Source organism: Microbacterium oryzae (assembly GCF_030406385.1).
Lineage (GTDB): Bacteria > Actinomycetota > Actinomycetes > Actinomycetales > Microbacteriaceae > Microbacterium > Microbacterium oryzae_A.
In genome coordinates, this window is the sequence record NZ_JAUEPM010000016.1 from 1 (window position 1) to 18,706 (window position 18,706).

At 70.4% G+C, this 18,706-nt stretch carries 19 protein-coding genes; 9 read left to right on the plus strand and 10 right to left on the minus strand.

Going from position 1 to position 18,706, the window contains the following annotated elements; all coding sequences use genetic code 11:
• A partial coding sequence (locus QWJ90_RS14685) for an ABC transporter ATP-binding protein (RefSeq protein WP_290108613.1) occupies positions 1-620 on the minus strand: 620 nt, incomplete at its 3' end.
• A gap of 29 nt (positions 621-649) precedes the next feature.
• Positions 650-1,018, minus strand: coding sequence for a GntR family transcriptional regulator (locus QWJ90_RS14690; RefSeq protein WP_290108614.1), 369 nt, complete (start codon positions 1,016-1,018; stop codon positions 650-652).
• Positions 1,019-1,616: 598 nt separating this feature from the next.
• Here QWJ90_RS14690 and QWJ90_RS14695 point away from each other — a divergent pair.
• The gene (locus tag QWJ90_RS14695) at positions 1,617-2,714 is read left to right on the plus strand and encodes a Gfo/Idh/MocA family protein (protein WP_290108615.1); all 1,098 of its coding nucleotides are present in this window, start codon (positions 1,617-1,619) and stop codon (positions 2,712-2,714) included.
• Between the two features lie 55 nt (positions 2,715-2,769).
• On the opposite strand, the gene QWJ90_RS14700 is transcribed toward QWJ90_RS14695, so the two are convergent.
• Genes QWJ90_RS14700 through QWJ90_RS14715 form a run of 4 tightly spaced genes read right to left on the minus strand, consistent with a single transcriptional unit; the run spans position 2,770 to position 6,923 of the window.
• Positions 2,770-3,558: an ABC transporter permease subunit gene (locus tag QWJ90_RS14700; RefSeq protein WP_290108616.1), complete on the minus strand. Its 789-nt coding sequence runs from the start codon at positions 3,556-3,558 to the stop codon at positions 2,770-2,772.
• Positions 3,555-4,718 (minus strand): ABC transporter ATP-binding protein, encoded by a 1,164-nt coding sequence (locus tag QWJ90_RS14705; RefSeq protein WP_354670437.1) that lies wholly within the window; start codon positions 4,716-4,718, stop codon positions 3,555-3,557. The genes QWJ90_RS14700 and QWJ90_RS14705 overlap by 4 nt, the downstream gene beginning before the upstream one ends.
• A gap of 52 nt (positions 4,719-4,770) precedes the next feature.
• Positions 4,771-5,457 (minus strand): helix-turn-helix domain-containing protein, encoded by a 687-nt coding sequence (locus tag QWJ90_RS14710; RefSeq protein WP_290108617.1) that lies wholly within the window; start codon positions 5,455-5,457, stop codon positions 4,771-4,773.
• A complete protein-coding gene (locus tag QWJ90_RS14715) occupies positions 5,454-6,923 on the minus strand; it encodes an APC family permease (protein ID WP_290108618.1) in 1,470 nt (489 codons plus the stop codon). Before QWJ90_RS14715 ends, QWJ90_RS14710 begins: the two co-directional genes overlap by 4 nt.
• A 235-nt stretch (positions 6,924-7,158) precedes the next feature.
• Here QWJ90_RS14715 and QWJ90_RS14720 point away from each other — a divergent pair, with 235 nt between their 5' ends.
• The 4 genes from QWJ90_RS14720 to QWJ90_RS14735 are packed head-to-tail and all read left to right on the plus strand — an operon-like array spanning position 7,159 to position 12,197.
• Positions 7,159-8,649 (plus strand): APC family permease, encoded by a 1,491-nt coding sequence (locus QWJ90_RS14720; protein WP_290108619.1) that lies wholly within the window; start codon positions 7,159-7,161, stop codon positions 8,647-8,649.
• Positions 8,650-8,696: 47 nt separating this feature from the next.
• Positions 8,697-10,694 (plus strand): primary-amine oxidase, encoded by a 1,998-nt coding sequence (locus QWJ90_RS14725; protein ID WP_290108620.1) that lies wholly within the window; start codon positions 8,697-8,699, stop codon positions 10,692-10,694.
• Complete coding sequence (locus tag QWJ90_RS14730) at positions 10,649-11,197, plus strand: hypothetical protein (RefSeq protein WP_290108621.1); 549 nt, start codon at positions 10,649-10,651, stop codon at positions 11,195-11,197. Before QWJ90_RS14725 ends, QWJ90_RS14730 begins: the two co-directional genes overlap by 46 nt.
• Before the next feature lie 46 nt (positions 11,198-11,243).
• Positions 11,244-12,197 (plus strand): hypothetical protein, encoded by a 954-nt coding sequence (locus QWJ90_RS14735; RefSeq protein WP_290108623.1) that lies wholly within the window; start codon positions 11,244-11,246, stop codon positions 12,195-12,197.
• 4 nt (positions 12,198-12,201) lie between these two features.
• Here the strand turns inward: QWJ90_RS14735 and QWJ90_RS14740 are convergent, their stop codons facing one another.
• Entirely contained in the window at positions 12,202-12,969 is a 768-nt protein-coding gene (locus QWJ90_RS14740) for a hypothetical protein (RefSeq protein WP_290108624.1), read from the minus strand.
• A 74-nt stretch (positions 12,970-13,043) separates the two neighbouring features.
• On the minus strand, positions 13,044-13,412 hold the full coding sequence (locus tag QWJ90_RS14745; RefSeq protein WP_290108625.1) for a VOC family protein: 369 nt from the start codon (positions 13,410-13,412) through the stop codon (positions 13,044-13,046).
• A 60-nt stretch (positions 13,413-13,472) separates the two neighbouring features.
• On the opposite strand from QWJ90_RS14745, the gene QWJ90_RS14750 reads away from it, so the two are divergent.
• Positions 13,473-13,913: a MarR family winged helix-turn-helix transcriptional regulator gene (locus tag QWJ90_RS14750; protein WP_290108626.1), complete on the plus strand. Its 441-nt coding sequence runs from the start codon at positions 13,473-13,475 to the stop codon at positions 13,911-13,913.
• A gap of 80 nt (positions 13,914-13,993) precedes the next feature.
• Here QWJ90_RS14750 and QWJ90_RS14755 read toward each other — a convergent pair whose 3' ends face one another.
• Positions 13,994-15,298 carry an ABC transporter substrate-binding protein gene (locus tag QWJ90_RS14755; RefSeq protein ID WP_290108628.1) on the minus strand — a complete coding sequence of 435 codons (1,305 nt, stop codon included), beginning with the start codon at positions 15,296-15,298 and terminating at the stop codon, positions 13,994-13,996.
• Between the two features lie 78 nt (positions 15,299-15,376).
• Between QWJ90_RS14755 and QWJ90_RS14760 the strand changes: the two genes are divergently transcribed.
• The 3 genes from QWJ90_RS14760 to QWJ90_RS14770 are packed head-to-tail and all read left to right on the plus strand — an operon-like array spanning position 15,377 to position 18,546.
• Positions 15,377-16,732, plus strand: a complete 1,356-nt coding sequence (locus QWJ90_RS14760) for a sulfatase family protein (RefSeq protein ID WP_290108629.1) — start codon at positions 15,377-15,379, stop codon at positions 16,730-16,732.
• A gap of 4 nt (positions 16,733-16,736) precedes the next feature.
• Complete coding sequence (locus QWJ90_RS14765) at positions 16,737-17,444, plus strand: GntR family transcriptional regulator (protein WP_290108631.1); 708 nt, start codon at positions 16,737-16,739, stop codon at positions 17,442-17,444.
• A 52-nt stretch (positions 17,445-17,496) separates the two neighbouring features.
• Positions 17,497-18,546, plus strand: a complete 1,050-nt coding sequence (locus QWJ90_RS14770; protein ID WP_290108632.1) for an alpha/beta hydrolase-fold protein — start codon at positions 17,497-17,499, stop codon at positions 18,544-18,546.
• Here QWJ90_RS14770 and QWJ90_RS14775 read toward each other — a convergent pair.
• Positions 18,495-18,706 (minus strand): hypothetical protein (locus QWJ90_RS14775; protein ID WP_290108633.1); only part of this gene is annotated, 212 nt, incomplete at its 5' end. The two genes, QWJ90_RS14770 and QWJ90_RS14775, sit on opposite strands and share 52 nt — an antisense overlap.

Genomic DNA, 18,706 nt, shown 5'->3' on the forward strand with positions numbered 1-18,706 from the left:
CGGCCGTCGTCGATGACGAGGACCCGCTCGATGAGGTTCGCGACCTCGTCGATGAGGTGGCTCGACAGCAGCACCGTGCGCGGATGCTCGGCGTAGTCGGCGAGCAGCCGGTCGTAGAAGGTCTGCCGCGCGACCGCGTCCAACCCGAGGTAGGGCTCGTCGAAGAAGGTGATCTCCGCGCGCGAGGCCAGCCCGATGACGACGCCCACCGCCGACAGCTGCCCGCGAGAGAGCTTCTTGATGGTGCGCTTCATCGGCAGTTGGAAGTCGTCGATGAGCCGGTCGGCGAGCTCCTGGCTCCAGTTCGGGAAGAACAGGCGCGCCGACGTGAACGCATGACGGGGGGTCGCGTCGTCGGGGTACTTCTGGCTCTCGCGCACGAAGCACATGCGGCTGAGCACGCGGGCGTTCTCGTACGGGTCCTCGCCGAACACGCGGACCTCGCCGCTCGTGGCGAAGTTCTGCGCGGTGAGGATCGACATGGCGGTCGTCTTCCCGGCGCCGTTGCGGCCGAGGAAGCCGTAGATGGTGTCCTGCTCGACGTCGAAGCTCACGCTGTCGAGGGCGACCTTGTCCTTGTAGCGCTTGGTGAGGTTCCGGACCTCGATCACGGCGGTCATGATGTGCCTTCCGGATGGCGGTGGCGGGGTTACGGGGTGGGGTGCGCGACGCGCGCGCGGATGATGTCGGCGACGTCATCGGGGCCGAGCCCGAGCTTCCGGGCCTCGGCGAGCAGCGGCTGGACGTAGCGGTCCGCGAACGCATTGCGACGCTCCTCGAGCAGCAGTTCGCGGGCGCCGGCGGAGACGAACATGCCGATGCCGCGGCGCTTGTAGAGCACGTTCTTGTCGACGAGCATGTTCACTCCCTTTGCGGCGGTGGCCGGGTTGATGCGGTAGAAGGCGGCGAGCTCGTTCGTGGACGGGGCCTGCGCCTCCTCGGCGAGGGTGCCGTCGACGATCGAGTCCTCGACCTGCTCGGCGATCTGCACGAACAGCGGCTTGCCTTCTTCGATCACGGCGGCCTCCGGTGGGTCGGTTACTTACTTGAGTAATGAACCACAGAAGGAGCGGCGCGTCAAGAGGGCTGCGCGCGGATGGCAGCGGGCGGTGCTCCCGAATCGCGGAGGATCGCGCTTGCTCAGGACGTCAGCCGCGAACCGCTCCGGGGTAAGCGCGATCCTCCTGGCGAAGCGGCCCATCGCCGTAGCGCGCGGCATGCGCTGCCCACTCGGCCTCGCGGGGCAGCTGGCGCAGAGAGCGGTTCGCCGTCGCCAGTGTCGTCGCGGCGAGGCAGAGGCCGCCCGCGACGAGGAGCGTCGCCTCGCGGGCCGACCCACGCGAGTCCGAATCCCGCGATGAGCGGCGACAGCGGCATGGCCCCCGTCGCGAAGACCTGCAGAGCGCTGTTCGCGCGCCCGAGCAGCCGAGCTCATCGAAGAGGCCCACGCCCGGCACGAACCCGGTTAGGAGGGCGTGCGCTACTGGGCGATCGACGTCCTCGCCGCCGACGACACCATCTGACGGACCGCCCGACCCTGGCCATCCGAACCGGCCGACCCTGGCCATCCGACCGCTCGTCGTGATTCACTCGGGTCACGGCAGCGAGGGGGAGCGATGACCGAAATCGGGGATGGCTCGGTGCGGGTCGTGCAGGTCGGCGCGGGCGAGATGGGGCGCGCGTGGATCGCGGCGCTCGCCGCGTCGGACGAGGCGGAGCTCGTGGGGCTCGTCGACCTCGACGTCACCGTCGCGCACGAGGCGCTCGCCGATGCGGAGATCGAGGATGTGCACGTGGGGACCTCGGTGGCGGAGGTCGCGCGCGCGGTGGGTGCCGACGCCGTCGTCAATGTCACGGTTCCGATCGCGCATCTCCCCGTGAACGTGGAGGCGCTCGCGGCCGGGTATCCGGTGCTGTGCGAGAAGCCCGCGGCGCCGACCGTGTCGGACGCCCTGCGCCAGGCGGCCGCGGCCGAGGTGCACGGGCGGCTGCTGATGATCAGCCAGTCGCGGCGATGCGTCGACGGGCTGCGGGCGCTGCGGGATCAGACGCGTCGGCTCGGCGACATCGGCGCGGTGGCGGCGGAGTTCTTCCGCGCTCCGCATTTCGGCGGATTCCGCGAGGAGATGGAGCACGTGCTCCTCGTCGACATGGCCATCCATCACTTCGACGCCGCGCGCTTCGTGATCGAGCGCGACCCCGTCGCCGTGTACGCGGAGGAGTACAACCCGAGCTGGAGCTGGTACCGCGGCGACGCGAACGCCACCGCGATCTTCGAGTTCGAGGGCGGCGCGCGATACACCTACAGCGGCAGCTGGTGTGCGCCCGGCCGTGAGACGTCGTGGAACGGACGCTGGCGCGTGAGCGGCGCGGATGGTGCGGCCGAGTGGGATGGCGATGGGGCGCCGTGCGCGGAGATCCGCGGGCTCGCGGCGGAGCAGGAGCTCGACACCGCGCCCGAGGGCATCGAGGGTGCGCTCGCCGACTTCGTCGCCGCGTTGCGTTCGGGCGAGCGCCCCGAGACCGAGGCGCGTGCGAACATCGCGAGCCTCGCGATGGTGGAGGCGGCGGTCCGCTCGGCATCGACGGGGCGCCGGGTGCGCCTGCACGCCGTCCTGCAGGATGCGTACGCGACCGCGCTGGTCGACGAGCAGGATGGCCCGGTGCGGGCGGTCCTGGAGAGCTGGCGCGCGGAGCTGGGCGCGGAGGGGTAGGTCCGGCGCGGGCCCGCGGCGCGGGGGCCCGCGGGACCCGGCGCGGGGCCCGCACTCAGCCGCGGATGTCCCGGCGCGTGAGTGCCATCACGCTACCCGCCAGCAGCACCGCGACGCTGATCCACAGCGGCCAGAGCCCGGCCGACGGGCCGTCCGCGAGCGGCGTCTCGTGGAACGCCCAGGAGTACGGCGAGAACGCCCGCAGCACGTCGAAGTCGTCGTTCTGATTCGCGATGCCGTTGAAGAGGAAGGCCGCCGCGGCGACGAGCGCACCGGCACCGGTGGCCCATGCTCGACGCCCGGTGAGTGCCCCGACGAGGAGGGCCGCCGACCCGCTGAAGAGCCAGAGCCCGACCGCTGCGGCCGTCTGCGGCACGATGTTCGCGCGCTCGAGGTCGAGCTCGAAGGGAGCGCTGACGACGGCGAGCAGCGCGCCCGCGTAGACGCCGAGCCACAGCAGGCGCGCGACGAGCGCGAGCGCCTGGCCGGCCACGTAGCCGCTGCGGGAGATGCCGTGCGCGAGGTCGAGCTCGAGTCGGCCCTGCTCCTCCGCCCCGGCGACCGCTGCGGATCCCCATCCGATGGCGGCGACCGTGGGCAGCACGAAGCCGAGCAGTCCGTAGAAGGTCGCCTGCGCGTAGCCCGCGCCCGTCGCGATCTGGTCGAAGCCGAGGGTGTTGACGAGCGAGGGCGGGAGGGTCTCGAGAAGGCTCATCATCTGGCCATCCAGTCCGATGCTCGGATACAGCGAGAGGTAGAGCATCATCACGGCCGTGATGGCGAGCGTCCAGATGAGGAGCGCGCGCCACGACTCCGCGAGTGCGCGGGCGAACACGGCGATCACGGTGCGTCGCCGCCTTCGCGGGGTGCGTCGGGGTGCTCGCCGAGGCGGCGGTCCCGGCGGTCCCGGCGGTCCCGAGGGTCCCGGCGGTCCCGAGGGTCCCGGCGGTCCCGTCGGAGCCCGGGCCCGCCACCATCCCCACCAGACGATGTCGTCTCACCGACGGGACGCGGTTTTTCGCGGCTTTCCATGTCGCGCGGATGAGACGACATCGTTTGGCGGCTGGGATGGTCCCCCTTCCGCACCCGAGACCCCTCACCTCCCGCATCGCCGTACAGCCGCAGCACCGACTCCTCGAGGTCGGGCTCCTCGACCGTGAGATCCAGGAGCCGGAAGCGCGCGAGCGCCTTCACGAGCGGGTCGATCTCGCCCTCCGCCGTGAAGGCCACCCGCGCCACGCCCGCCGCGGTCGTCACGGAGAGGTCGTGCACGCGGAGCGGCTCCAGCGCCGCCCGCACCGTGCCCTCGTCGACGTCCGCGATCCCCGCACGCACCCGTCGCACCGCCCCGAGTCGCAGCGACGCCACATCGCCCTCCGCGACGACGCGCCCCCCGCTCAGCACGGCCACCTCATCCGCCGCCTGCTGGATCTCGCTCAGCACGTGCGAGCTCAGCAGCACGGTCTGGCCGCGGTCGCGGGCCTCCCGCACGAGCTCGAGGAACGCCCGCTGCACGAGCGGATCGAGGCCGCTCGTCGGCTCGTCGAGGATCAGCAGCTCGGGCTCGTGCATGAACGCCTGCACGAGCCCGAGCTTCTGCTTGTTGCCCTTCGACAGCGTGTGCACGCGACGGCCGAGGTCGAGGCCGAGCCGCTCGGCCAGCTCGTCGATGCGGCCAGGCGCCACCGGACCCGACACCCGCGCGTAGAAGTCGAGCATCCCGCGTCCGGTGACACGGCCATCCAGTCGCAGCTCGCCCGGCACGTATCCGATGCGCCGTCGCAGCGCCGGTCCGCCGTGCTGCGGGTCCTCGCCGAGCACGCGCACCTGCCCGGCGGATGGCCGGATCACGTCGAGCAGGATCCGCAGGGTCGTCGTCTTCCCGGCTCCGTTCGGCCCGATCAGCCCGAAGACCGTGCCGGGCTCGACGCGCAGGTCGAGACCGTGCAGCGCGGTGTGCTGTCCGTAGCGCTTGTGGAGCCCGGTCGTCTCGATCGCCGACATGCGCTCACCGTAGTCCCGAGGCGCAGGGGCGGAAAAGAGCTGCCCGGCCGTCTCACGCCAGGGTCGCCGCCACCTCGTCCGCCGCGGCGGCGTTGCGCTGCGCGGTCGCCAGCACGAGGTCCATGCGGTCGCTGGGGCCGGCCGCGCACAGCGCGGCGAACAGGGCACCGGATTCGTCGCGCAATGGCACGGCGATGCACGCTCGACCCGGCACGAGCAGGTCCGACTGCATGGCCATGCTGGACGGCTCGCGCGCCTCAGCCGAGAGGAGCAGCCGGCCCGCGGCCGACCGGTCGAGGTCAGTAGACATCGCTGCGGGGTCGGACAGCGGCTGGAGCGGATCGAGGTCGAAGGGCACCGGCACTCCGTCCTGGTAGCGCAGCAGGTGCACAGCGATCAGGTCGCCGCCGCGGAGTCGTGCGAGCAGGTCACGCGATGCGCGGGGCGGACGCGTGAGGACGAACGCACTCGCAGGAGTGCCGTGCGAGCGGGCGGGGGCGCGCACCAGACGCTCCACGCGACGACCGAGGGCGAGTCCGGAGATGTCCGCGAGGCGGACGAGGTACTCATCCTCGACCAGCAGATTGACCAGCCGGTAGACCGTCGCCCGCGGCATGTTCAAGCGCCCGACGAGCTCGCGGACCGTGACACCAGGACCGGCGGCGGCGACCTCCTCGAGCAGCATGAGCGCCGAGTGGATGGCGCGCGGCTGCTTCGGATGCAGATCCCACTGGCTCACGACGAGCGGCTCCCGCAAGCGGCGTCACGGGGGGTGCCCGCGACGGTCAGCGTGCGCTCGCCGCCGAGCACCTCGGAGGCGAGCGGGACGTCCCGCGCGACGCCCCGGTCCCCGGCACGCCTGCCGAGGACGGCGAGGGCGACGACGGCGGCGGCGAGGAGGGCGAAGAGGAGGAGCACACCCGCGGCCTGTTCCGAGGTGATCGCGATGGCCAGGAAGCCGGCCATGCCGGCGACGAGGACGAGCCCTGTCGCCATGGCGCCTGCCGCGGAGCGGAGCGTGAGCTCGCCGACGCGCCGCAGGAAGGGCACGACGGCCGTGCACACGAGGATGTAGCCGAGCACGAAGCACCCGACCGCGGCGACGAGGATCGTGTCCACGGCGCCGCGCACGTCCATGCCCGTCACGCGCAGGACGACGGGCGCGACGACGAGCGGAACGCAGGTCGCGGTGGCGACCGTGGGAACGCCGGTGCGGCGGGAGGTGCGGCCGAGCGCGGCGGGAAGGGCTCCTTCGCGCGAGAGCGAGAACAGGAGCCGCACGAGGGCCGTGGTCGCGGCGACGGCGGCGGCGAAGAAGGAGAACGCGATCATCAGGTCGAGTGCGACCGCCATCCAGCGCGCCCCGTAGAGCTGGGCGATCGCGTCGAACGGCGCGTCGCCGGCGACGCTGTCGAGGCCGAGCGCGTCGACCGCGATGAGCCCCGCCACCGCGACGAACAGGAACAGCACCCCGGCGACGGCGACCGTCCACACCAGCGCGCGCGGGATGGCCGCGAACGGGCGCTTCGCCTCCACGCCGAGTGCCGCCGCGCTCTCGAATCCGACGAAGGCGGCGATCGAGACCACGACGCCCAGGACGAGCCGGTCCAGGCCGCCCGGGTCGGGCGCCAGATCGACGGGGCCCGCGGGCAGCCGGGTCAGGAGGAGGATGACGATCAGGATGAGCGTCGCGATCGTGGCGACCTCCACCAGCAGGATGAGACGCGTGGACAGGCGGATGCCGCCGAGCAGGACCGCGAGCAAGGCTGCTCCGAGCACGACGCCGATGATGATGGACATCACCGGAGGGCCTGCGATCGCCTGGCCGATGAAGTGAGCGGCCGTGAACAGCTCGAAGATCGCGATCAGCCCGTAGCCGAGCAGCATCGCGGCTCCCGCGACGAGCGACGCCCGTCGGCCCAGCCCGAGCGAGACGTAGGTGTAGATCGCGCCGGCGGCCGCGACGCGCTTGGCGAAGACGTTGATGCTCGCGACCACGCCGAGCGCGATCAGCGCCGCGATCAGCACGGCGATGGCGGAGGCACCTCCGGCGATCGCGAACGTGAGCATCGGAATGGTCACCGCCGCCGCCGACGGAGCCAGAGCCGCGACGGATTGGCCGAGCACGTCGACGAAGCCGACCGAGCGGCGGGCGAGCCCGTCGACCGGGGATGCCGCAGCCACCCGGCGCCGCGATCCGCGCATGCCGACCCCCTTCGAGTGTTCCGCTCCTGCTGGGATGGTCGCCCGAGGGTATCGCCGTCGTGTATCGGGAGTGTGTCGCGGAGGGTGCCGCAAATGAGACAGCGCGGTCTCACAGCGGATGCGGAATTCGTCACTGCGGAGCAATGACGGGGCAATGGCGGAGCGCCACAGTGTGGTTACCCACCCGGGCCGTCGCGTCCGGAACCGATCTCCCCCCGAGTGCCCTGGAGGACCTATGACATCCACTCCTGCGGATGCAGCCGTCGCGGAACCCACCCGCTCGCGGTCGCTGTCCGGTCGCCTCGGCGTCGGCGCCATCGTGCTCATGGTGGTCGCCGCCGCATCCCCGCTCACCGTGATCGGCGGCGCCGCGCCCCTCGGCGTCCTGCTCGGCAACGGCGTGGGGTTCCCTGTGATGTACGCCGTCGCCGGGGCGGTGCTGCTGCTGTTCACGATCGGCCTGTCCGCCATGTCGCGCGCGGTGCCGCAGCCCGGCGCCTTCTTCACCTACATCGGGCATGGCCTGGGTCGCGCCACCGGCGTCTCCGGCGCATGGCTGGCCCTGCTCACCTACACCGCGGTGCAGCTGTGCGTCTACGGCTACATCGGCGCGATCCTCGCGGTCACGTTCGAGGGAATGGGCCTGGCCGGGCCTCCCTGGTGGGTGTACTCGCTCGCGATCGTCGCCATCGTCGGCGTGCTCGGGTATGTGCACATCGACCTCAGCGCGAAGGTTCTCGGCGTGCTGCTGCTCGGCGAGATCCTGATCGTCCTCGCACTCGTCGCCGCGGTGCTCATCACGGGCGGCGCCGAGGGCCTGTCGGTCGAGCCGTTCGTGCCCGAGCACGTGCTCTCCGGCGCTCCCGGCATCGGCCTCATGATGGCGATCGCCGCCTTCATCGGCTTCGAGTCCACCGCCATCTACCGCTCCGAGGCGAAGGACCCCGACGTGACGGTGCCTCGCGCCACCTACATCGCCGTCGTCGGGGTGGCGGTGTTCTACACGATCTCGGCGTGGGCCCTGATCATGGCCTGGGGCCCGTCGCAGGCGATCGATCTGGTCGCTGCGGACTACGCGAACATCGTGATCATCACGATGGGCCAGTACCTCGGACCGGTCGGCTACATCATCGCCAACGTCCTGCTGGTGACCAGCATGTTCGCCTGCGTCCTGTCGTTCCACAACGTCCTCACGCGCTATCAGCACGCGATGGCGGGCGGCGGGCTGCTGCCGGTGGAGCTCACCTGGGTGCACGCGAAGCAGCACTCGCCGTACCGCTCGTCGCTGCTGCAGACGATGACGGCGGCCGCTCTCGTGGCCCTCTGCGCCGTGCTCGGTCTGGACCCGGTGCTGCAGGTGTTCACCTGGTTCTCGGGAGTGGCGACCCTCGCGATCGTCGTCATGATGGCGATCACCGCCGTCGCGATCATCGCCTTCTTCGCCCGCTCGCGCACGACGGGCCGGATGTGGAGCACGCGCATCGCGCCGACCCTCGGATTCCTTGGTCTGGCCGGCTTCGCGGCCGCAGTCGCGATCTACTTCCCGGTGCTCGTGGGCGACGTGGACGCCGCGGGCAACCCGGCGTTCGGCATCGTCAGCGCCCTGCTGATCGGGTCGATCCCCGTCTTCGCGCTCATCGGCTACGGCCAGGCGCTCTACATCCGGCGCTTCCGCTCCGACCGCTACCGCCGCGTGCTCGACACGATCACCGAGGCCGGCGCCTGAGCCCCCGTCCTTCCCACGCCATCCCCCCGCATCGCACTAGGAGCACCATGACCATCGACATCACCTCCGTGACCACGGTGACGCACCCGCTCGACCTGCTCACGGCCGAGGAGATCGACCTGACTCGCGAGATCCTCCTCGAGTCGGGCTTCCTGACCGACTCGACGCGGTTCGCGCACGTGGCCTTCGAGGAGCCGCCGAAGGCGGAGCTGCTCGCCTGGCGACCCGGCGACCCCATCGTCCGACGGGCGACCGCGGTCATGGTCGACATCGCCACCGGGCAGGGGTCCGTCGCGACGGTCGACCTGACCGAGGGAGCCGTGACCGCTTCGCGTGTCGTCGATCGCGCTCTGGAGGGACAGCCGGCGATCCTCGATGAGGAGTTCGAGAAGATCGAGGGATGGCTGCTCGCGAGTGCCGAGTGGCGAGCCGCGCTCGAGAAGCGCGGCATCGACCCGTCGCTCGTGCGCGCCGCGCCGCTGTCGGCGGGCAACTTCGGGCGTCCGGCCGAGTCGGAACGACGGATGGCCCGCGTGCTCGGCTTCCTGCAGACCGACGAGAAGGATCTCCCGTGGGGTCATCCCGTCGACGGTCTGGTCGCGCACGTCGATCTCACCACCGGCGAGGTCTTCGAGATCGTCGATTCGACCGAGTACCCGGTTCCCGCCGAGCGAGCCGAGTGGAACGCGGCGCCCCACGGAGACGGGCAGCCGCGCACCGACATGAAGCCGCTCGAGATCGTGCAGCCCGAGGGCGCGAGCTTCACGGTCGAGGGCAACCTCATCCGATGGGCGGACTGGGAGTTCCGCTTCGGCTTCGACCCCCGGGAGGGCCTCATCCTCCACCAGCTCGGCGTGCAGGACGGCGGGCGCCTGCGGCCCGTCATCCACCGCGCCTCCATCGCAGACATGATCGTGCCCTACGGCGATCCGCAGCCTGCGCGGTCGTGGATCAACTACTTCGACCAGGCCGAGTACATCTTCGGTCGGTACACGAACGCGCTCGAGCTCGGATGCGATTGCCTGGGCGAGATCACCTACTTCGACGCGACGATCGCCGACGAGCAGGGCCGCCCGCGACTCATGAAGAACGCCATCTGCCTGCACGAGGAGGACTACGGGGTGCTGTGGAAGCACACCGACATCTTCAACGGCATGAACGAGACGCGCCGCCAGCGTCGTCTGGTCATCTCGTTCTTCGTGACGATCGGCAACTACGACTACGGGTTCTACTGGTACCTCTATCTCGACGGCAAGATCGAGCTCGAGGCGAAGGCGACGGGCATCGTCTTCACCTCGGCGTACCCCGGCGAGGGCTACCCCTACGCGACGGAGATGGCGCCGGGTCTCGGTGCTCCAGTGCACCAGCACCTGTTCTCGGCGCGTCTCGACATGGCGGTGGATGGTCACATCAACGCCGTCGACGAGGTCGACGTGGTCAGGGTGCCGGTGGGTGAGGACAATCCGCTGGGCAACGCGTTCGCGCAGCGGAAGACGCGACTGACCACGGAGGGCGAGGCCCAGCGGATGGCCGACAACCTCGTCGATCGCCACTGGATCGTGAGCAGCACCGACAGCCGCAACCGACTGGGCCAGCCGGTCGGGTACGCGCTGTACCCGGAGGGGAAGCCGGCGCTGATGGCCGATCCGTCGAGCGCGATCGCCCACCGCGGCGCGTACGCGACCAAGCACCTCTGGGTGACGAAGTACGAGGACGGCGAGCGGTGGCCCGTCGGCGAGATCGTGAACCAGAGCCCCGTCACCGGCACCCCGTCCGGCCTGCCGAGCTATGTGGCGGCCGACGACCCGATCGACGGCGAGGACATCGTCCTGTGGCACACCTTCGGTCTGACGCACTTCCCGCGGATCGAGGACTGGCCGGTCATGCCCGTCGACTATGCCGGCTTCAGCCTGAAGCCCGTCGGCTTCTTCGACCGCAACCCCGCGCTCAACGCACCGGCGTCGACCTCGGCGCACTGCGCCACGGCGGCGAGCGCCGCATGCCCGCACTGCAGCACGGGCGAGGGCGCCTGCACGTGCCACTGATCCTGTCGCTCGCGATGATCGTTCCGGGGGCGGTGTGCGTGGCCTGCGCGGCCACCACCCGCCCTCGGGCGTCGCGCACGGCGGTGCTCGGCGCCGCGATCATGCTCGTCGCCATGGTCGCGATGGCCGCGGGAGTGCTGGGGGCGCCGGTCGCCTGGACCGCGGCCCTGGTCGCCGTGGCGCTGGCCGGGGCCGTCTCCGGGCGCGTGCGCCGAGGGCGGGGGAGGGGGGTCGCCCACGAGTCGTTCGACTGGCACCGCCCGGTCGGCATGGTCGTCATGGGCGCCCTGATCGCGGGGATGTCGATGGATCCGTCGACCTCGGGCGAGCACGCGCACTTCTCATCGAGCGCGCTGATCATGGTGACGGCCGTCGGGTACGGCTCCGCGGTCGCCGCGTGGATGGTCCGGTGCCGGCGGGAGCTGACCCTCCGCCATACCGCAGAGGGCGTCAGCATGGTGATCATGACCGCGGCCATGCTCGCACCGGCCGCGGCGGGGTGATCGCCGCGGGGCCCCGCCCCGCGCCCGGCTCTGGGAGAGTTGACGCATGACCGATCCCGAGCGCCCGCACTCCTCGCCCGACGAGCCGTCGACGCCGCTCGTTCCGCCGCCCTTCGCCGGCACCGACCAGCCTGCGTACGGGGACCGGCCCCCGTACGCGCCGTCCCTTCCGCCGTACGCGGGGCCGTCCGGCCAGGCGCACGATGCGGCGGCGTCGCCGGCGCAATACGGCTACCTCGCGCCGCCGCCTCCCATGTCGATGCCGGGCGGCGGAGGCCGAAACGTGGTCGGCCTCATCTCGCTGATCGCCGCGATCGTCGGCACGGTGTTCGCGATGATCCCGGGCATCTTCGTCATCGGGTGGGGCCTGCTGCCGATCGCCTTCGTGCTGGCGATCGTCTCCCTGTTCCAGCGCGGTCCGAAGCGGGCGGGCATCGCGGGGCTCGTCATCTCCGTGGTCGGCACGATCCTCGGCGTCGTCGTCGCGATCGCGACGTTCGCGTTCTTCCTCACCGCCTCCTACGAGGAGGCCGTCGATGCGGGGACCCGCCCCGACAGTGGCGCGGTGGAGCAGGGCTCCTCCCGCACGGACCCGCTGCCCCTCGGGGCCACGATCACCAGCGCAGACTGGTCGGTCACCATCAACAGCGTCGAGTTCGATGCGACCGATGCCGTCCTGGCTGAGAACGAGATCAATGAGCAGCCCGCGGCGGGGGAGGAGTACATCCTCGTGAACCTGTCCGCCACGTATCTCGGCGAGGCCGAGGGCTACCCCGCGGACGTGCAGGTCGAGTACGTCACCCCGGATGGCGTCGGCATCGGCGGGTGGGAGACGGTCACCGTCGTGCCCGACGCCCTCGACATCGGCGGGGCGCTGCCGGCCGATGGTCGGGCCAGCGGCAACACCGCCTTCCTCGTCCCGTCGGCGACGGCGAGGGATGGCCTCCTCTCGGTCTCCCCGGGGATCCTCGCGGACGAGGTGTTCGTCTCTCTCGAGTAGGCGGCTACGCTTCGGCCCGCGGCGGCTGCAGCGGCGTCTTCCCCGCCTCGAGCTCGGGTGCGACCTGCTTCTCCAGCACCTCGACGGCGTCGTCGGACAGCACGATGAGGCCGTCGAGCTCCTCGCGCACGCGCTTGTAGGCGATCTGACGCTCGGCCGCGGTCGCCGACTGATCGACCGCGGTGCGGAGCAGCTGCTGCGCACGGTCGAGCCGCTTGCGCTCGGTCTCCGTGAAGCCACTGTCACGCACCCGGCGGGCGTCCTGCTCGGCGACATCGAAGGCGACCTCGAAATCGTGGACGGCGTCCCGGTACTCCGCGAGCGTCTCGGGGTCGACCTTGGTCTCCGCCGATGCCGGCCTCAAGCCATCCGCCACCTTCTTCGCCCGCAGGAACGCAGCCGTCAGCGGCTGCCGTCCGTCGCTCATGGTCGGGAAGGCGATGAGCTTGGCGACGTCCAGCTCGTAGTCGAGCCAGCGGTGCATGACCTCGTCGTGCGTGGCCATGAGGCGCTTGAGCCGATCCTGCCGGCTCGCAGCGTCGGATGCCTCGACGTCGTGGGCGGGGCCGTCGTGCGCCTTCGCCGCCTTGAGCTGCGCCCGCGCCTGCATCTCGACCGATCGCGCCTCGCTCTTGGCCTTGATGAGCTCGAGGCGGCGCTTGTGGCGCTCCTTCGACTGCTTCGACCACCAGCCGCCGAACCCGCTGGCGACGCCCATGAGCGGGAAGGCGAGCCACCAGTAGCTGCCGAGGAAGTCGAAGAGGGGTTCCACGGCTCCATGCTAGGCGGGCACCCTCGCCTCCGGGGGGCCACGGGAGGCGAGGGTTCCGGCCCGAGGGAGGGTCGTCAGGCCGCGCTGTGCAGGGTGATCGTGTAGCCGTCCGGATCGGTGAACGCGAAGGTGCGACCGAACGGCCCGTCGAAGGGTGCCACGACGATGGGCACGTCTGCGGCGGCGAGAGCGTCGTGAATCTCCTGCGCGTCGGCGGCGTGGAGCCAGAGGGCGACGCCGACCCCCGGTTGCGAGACCCCATCCAGGTCGGTGCCGGGCAGACGCTCGCGCACCGCGAAGGCGATGGGACTCGTGGTGAAGACGACGGCGTGAGGCGGCCCGGTGGGGGCGCGCCGCAGCCCGAGGTGCCTTTCGTAGAACGCCGCGGACGCGTCGAGGTCGCGCACCTGAAGGGAGATGAAGTCTGGTCCGGTGACAGGCATGATGCTCATTTCGGTCGGTGTCAGGTTTCTGACACCTGCAGCGTATGTCAGACTTCTGACATGCATCAAGACCGCGTCGAGTTGAGCACGTCGCTCGGCTACCTCCTGAAGGAGGCAGCCAGCGCGCTGCGTCTGGAGATGGAGGCCGTGCTGCGACCGCTGGGGCTGAACGTCACCCAGTACGCATGCCTGGAACTCCTCGCTCAACGGCCTGGGCTGTCGAACTCCGAGCTCGCGCGCGGTGCGTTCGTCACCCGGCAGTCGATGAACACCGTCCTCCAGTCGCTCGAGCGCGAGGGGCTCGTCGGGCGCCCGGATGTGGCGCCAGCCGGGCGCACGCTGCCCGCTGACCTCACGGAATCAGGACGCCGCCTGCTGGCGTCGGCCAGCACGGCGGTTCGCGCCGTCGAGGCGGGCATGCTCGACGACCTCGACGCGACCGACCAGGATCAGCTGCGCGACCTTCTGGCTCGCTGCGTCGGATCGCTGCGCGGCCGGTGAGCGAGAGCGACCGAGATGGCGCCGTGATGCGCTCGCGCGCCGCTACGCTCGACGCGGCTGCGTGAGCCACCCCGCACGTCTCACTGGTCGAGGATGACGTCCATCTCGCTGAAGAACTCGTCGACGGCCTGGTCGACGGTCACGGTGCCCAGGCCGAGTTCGACGCCCATCTGGCGGAACTTCTCCTCGATCGAGCCGTATCCGACGATGGGGACCGGCGGCGGGTCGCCGATGCGGTCGGCGATGGACTCCTCGTACTCCTGCACCTGAGCATCGATGCCGGTGAGATCGACGCCGGCGAGTTGCGTCGTCGAGGCGGGCACACCGCGGTCGGTTCCGAAGATCTCGCCGACGACGGGGTCATTGACCAGGAAGTCCACGAGCAGCGCGGCCGCTTCCGGTTGCTCGGTGTTGGCCGAGACGGTGTGGAGCATCGACGACTTGAGGTACATGTCCTTCGCCCCCTCGACGGTGACCGGCGGGGCGACGAGATCGATCTGCTCCGCGTCGACACCGAGATTCTCCACGTAGCTCGTGCCCATGTTGTCCCAGTTGAGCTCGCTGGCCGTGAGACCCGTGTCCATGCCGGTGAGGGGGTACCGCTCCTCCAGTTGCTGCTGCGGAACCGCGATGCCGTCCCGCAGCTCGGCGCCCGACTCCCAGAACTCCGCAAGGCGCTTCTCGTCGAAGCCGGGGGTGCCGTCCTCGTTGAAGAGCTCGCTTCCTTCGGCGCGCAGCTGCAGCTGGAAGTTCTGGATGCGGCCGGTCCAGTCCGTGCCGCCGCTCACGCCCGAGGAGCCTCCGGCGTCGGTCACCTCGGTCATCCACGACTGGTAGTCCGCCCACGACCCGCCGTCGAACGGGTCCACACCCGCCGCGTCCAGTGCATCGGCGTTGGTGAACAGGCCCCACGTGTTCACAGAGGTGGCGATGCCGGAGATGACTCCGTCGACTTCACCGAGCTGAAGGAACGACTCGTCCTCGAAGCCGTCTGTCGCGATGATGTTCCCCAGGTAGGGGGTGAGATCCAGCAGCAGGCCCGATTGCGTGTACTGGCGGAGGTACTGCTCGCTGAACTGCATGACGTCGGGCAGCTGGCGCCCGGCGGCTTCCGTCTGCCGCTTCTCCCAGAACTCCGGGAAGCCGAGGAACGTCGAGCGCACCGTGATGTTCGGGTGCTCCTCCATGAAGGCGGCCAGCGCCTCGTCGTACATCTCGGCGCGGACGTCGTTTCCCCAGAACGCGAAGTCGAGCGTGACCTCCTCGTTCGGGTCGTACGTCGCCCCGCCGCTCGATGTCTCGCCTCCGCCGCTGCATGAGACGAGTGCGACCGCGATCGCACCTGCGGTCGCGGCGATGGCGAGCTTGCGGCTCCTTGTGAACATCTTCGTCCTCCAGATTGCGTTATCCCCGCACCTAGCATGCTACTGGTAGCATGCTACTGTCAAGAGGGAGGCGAAACCGTGAACAGACCCAATGTCCTTCTGCTGCACTGCCACGATCTGGGGCGCTTCCTCGGCTGCTATGGCGTGGCGACGGTCCGCACGCCGCATCTGGATCGGTTCGCCGCCGAGAGCGTGGTCTTCGACCGCGCCTTCTCGGTCGCTCCGCAGTGCAGTCCTGCGCGTGCATCCCTGCTCACGGGGATGTACCCGCAGGAGGTCGGCGTGCTCGGCCTCACCCATCCGCCGTTCAGCTGGGATCTCACGCGGCCCGACAAGCACCTCGCCCGTCGGCTTCGGACCCTCGGCTACCGGACGGAGCTGTACGGGGTGCATCACGAGTCCCGGCTCGCGCCCGACGAGGTCGTGGCCGGCGATCTCGGCTTCGATGAGGTGCAGACCGGGGGTGTCGCCGACGACGTCGCCGACCGCACGATCGGTGCGCTCCGGCGCCTGAAGGAGGAGGGCCCCTTCTATCTTCAGGTCGGCTTCGTGGAGCCGCACCGGCTGCAGTCCTCGCGCGACACCGAGGGCGTGGTCGGGTTTCTCGGCGAGCACATCGCTCCCGATGATGCACAGGGGGTCACGGTGCCTCCGTACGTGCGTGACACCCCCCAGGCGCAGGCGGAGTTCGCCGAACTGCAGGGAGCCGTGCGGGTGATGGATGCCGCCGTCGGGCGCATCCTCGACGCGCTGCGCCGGCTGCGCCTCGAGCAGTCGACCGTCGTCGTCTTCACCACCGACCACGGCATCGCGGTGCCCCGGGCGAAGTGCTCGCTGTACGAGGCCGGTCTCGAGGTCGCCCTGATGCTGCGCGATCCGTCGCGCCCCGACCAGGCCGGGACGCGGGTCGAGGACCTCGTGTCGCACCTGAGCGTCGTGCCGACGGTGCTCGATATCGTCGGAGCGCCGGACGATGCGCTGACGGAGCCGAGTCTGCTCGACGTGGCCGGCGGGAGGGCGTCCGATCACCCGCTGGTCTTCGGGCAGATGACCTACCACAGCTACTACGACCCCAAGCGGAGCGCGCGCGACGACCGCTTCAAGCTCATCCTCAACTTCTCGAACGCCCCCCTCGCCATGGACCCCACGCAGTCCTGGCTGCACCGATCCATCCCGGTGGGGTTGGATCGCGGGAACGTGCCGAACAGCGCCGCCGTCGAGTTCTACGACCTCGACGCGGACCCACTCGAGCTCGACAACCTCGCCGACGACGAGCGCCACCGCGACCGGCTCGCCGAGATGATGACGCGGCTGAGGAGCTGGATGGTGGCGACGGGCGACCCCCTGTTGCAGGGGTCCGTCACCCCGCCTCGCCATGCCGAGCTGCTCGCGCGCGTCGACAGCGCGGTCGGAACGGCGCCGTCACTAGGCTGAGGGGATGCCTGACGCGCCCCCGAAGGATTCCGCCTCCGAGGCGATCTTCCTCGCGCTCCGGCAGCAGATCATGAGCGGGGAGCTGGAGCCGGGAAGCCGGCACTCCATCTACTCGCTCGCCGACGCGCTCGGCGTCTCCCGCACTCCGGTGCGCGAGGCGATCCTGCGGCTGGCCGACCTGCACCTCGTCACGATCGAGAAAAACCGCGGCGTCGTCGTTCGCAGCGTCAGCCCCGAAGAGATCGCAGCACTGTTCGAGATGCGATTCATCCTCGAAGACGCCGCCGTCCGTGCCGCCGCCCAGGCGCGTCCGCCGCACCTTATCGCGCAGCTGGAAGACTTGCAGCGACAGATGAAGGATGCCCTCGACGCCGCCGACGAGAAGAGCTTCCTCCAGGCGGACCGTGCGTGGCACGCGGCGATACTCGATGTCATCGGGAATCCGTGGCTGCACCGTCAGATGGGACAGCTGCGCTATGCGACGCCGCCGTCCGCCGATCACGCCACGCCGCGCGTCCTTCGTCTGACGGCGATCCTGAGCGAGCACGACGCGATCGAGGAATCGATCGGCGAGGGGGCTGCGGCGTCGGCGAGCCGGGCGACGATGGCGCACCTCGTCGCGACCGCGCGTTCGCTGCTCGCTCCCGACGTCCGCGACGCCACGTCGCCCGACTGGCCGCTGGCGGCCTGGGCGGGCGTAACGCATAGCTGACGCATAGGTGGGCCCTCGGGGGCGCACAGAGCGGTGGCGCACACTCGCTTCTATGACGTTCACCCCCACCTTCATCAAGCGCCTGGCGGCGACCGGTTCGGTGCTCGCCGTCCTCACCGTCGGCGTCGCCGCGTGCACCTCGACGAGCACCGAGAGCGCGCCGTCCACCGCGGCGACCGATACCTCCACAGAGACCACCGACAGCGTCGACAGCACGGACAGCAGCGACAGCACCACCGAGACGGCCGCGGCCACCGCCGAGTCGCCGACGCTGGAAGAGCTCGTCGCCGAGGTCGCCGGCGAGTTCAGCCAGGTGGAGTGGACCGACCCCGACACGGGCGAGGTTCTCACCTACAACATCTACCTGCCCGAGGACTACGACGAGACGCAGTCGTACCCGCTCGTGGTCTACATCCCCGACTCCAGCCTGGTCGGCGACGACCCCACCGCCGCCCTCTCGCAGTACGGCGCGCTCATCTGGGCCAGCGAGACCCAGCAGGCGCAGAGCGAGAGCATCGTCGTGGTGCCCGCGTTCCCCGAGGTCATCCTCGATGACCACGACAGCTTCACGATGACCGAGTACGTCGAGATGACCGCGCGTCTGGTCGAAGACCTCACGGGCGAGTACGCCGTCGACACGGACCGCGTGTACGGAACCGGCCAGTCGATGGGAGCGATGACCATCATGTATCTCGCGGCCCAGTATCCCGACCTGTTCGCCGCCGAGATGATCGTCTCGGGTCAGTGGGACATCACCCAGCTCTCCGGTCTCGCCGACGAGACGTTCGTCTACACCGCCGCCGCGGGAGACGAGAAGGCCTCGACCGGGCAGACCGACGTCGAGGCGATGCTCGACGCCGCAGGGGTCTCCTACAACACCGCCCTCTTCGACGCCACATGGTCGGACGAGGAGTCGGCAGCGGCCGCAGAAGAACTGCTCTCCTCGGGCGACAGCGCGTACTTCCTGACCTTCGCCGAGGGAACCGTGCTCGAAGCAGGCGACTCGAGCTCGGAGATGGGCGGTGAGCACATGGCCTCGTTCCAGCCCGCTTACGAGATCGCGGGACTGCGCACCTGGCTCTTCGAGCAGACCGCATCGTGATCTCGGGTCGCGGTGCTCGCCGGCAGGCGCCCTAGCTCACGGAACCGCGCGGCCGCGCGGGCGAGCGCGGCGTCGTCGGCGTCGGCCACGGGGAAGCCGTCGGGGAGGGCCGCGAGCACCTCCGCGACGAGAGCGCGCCGCCGGGGCGAGCGCACCGCTG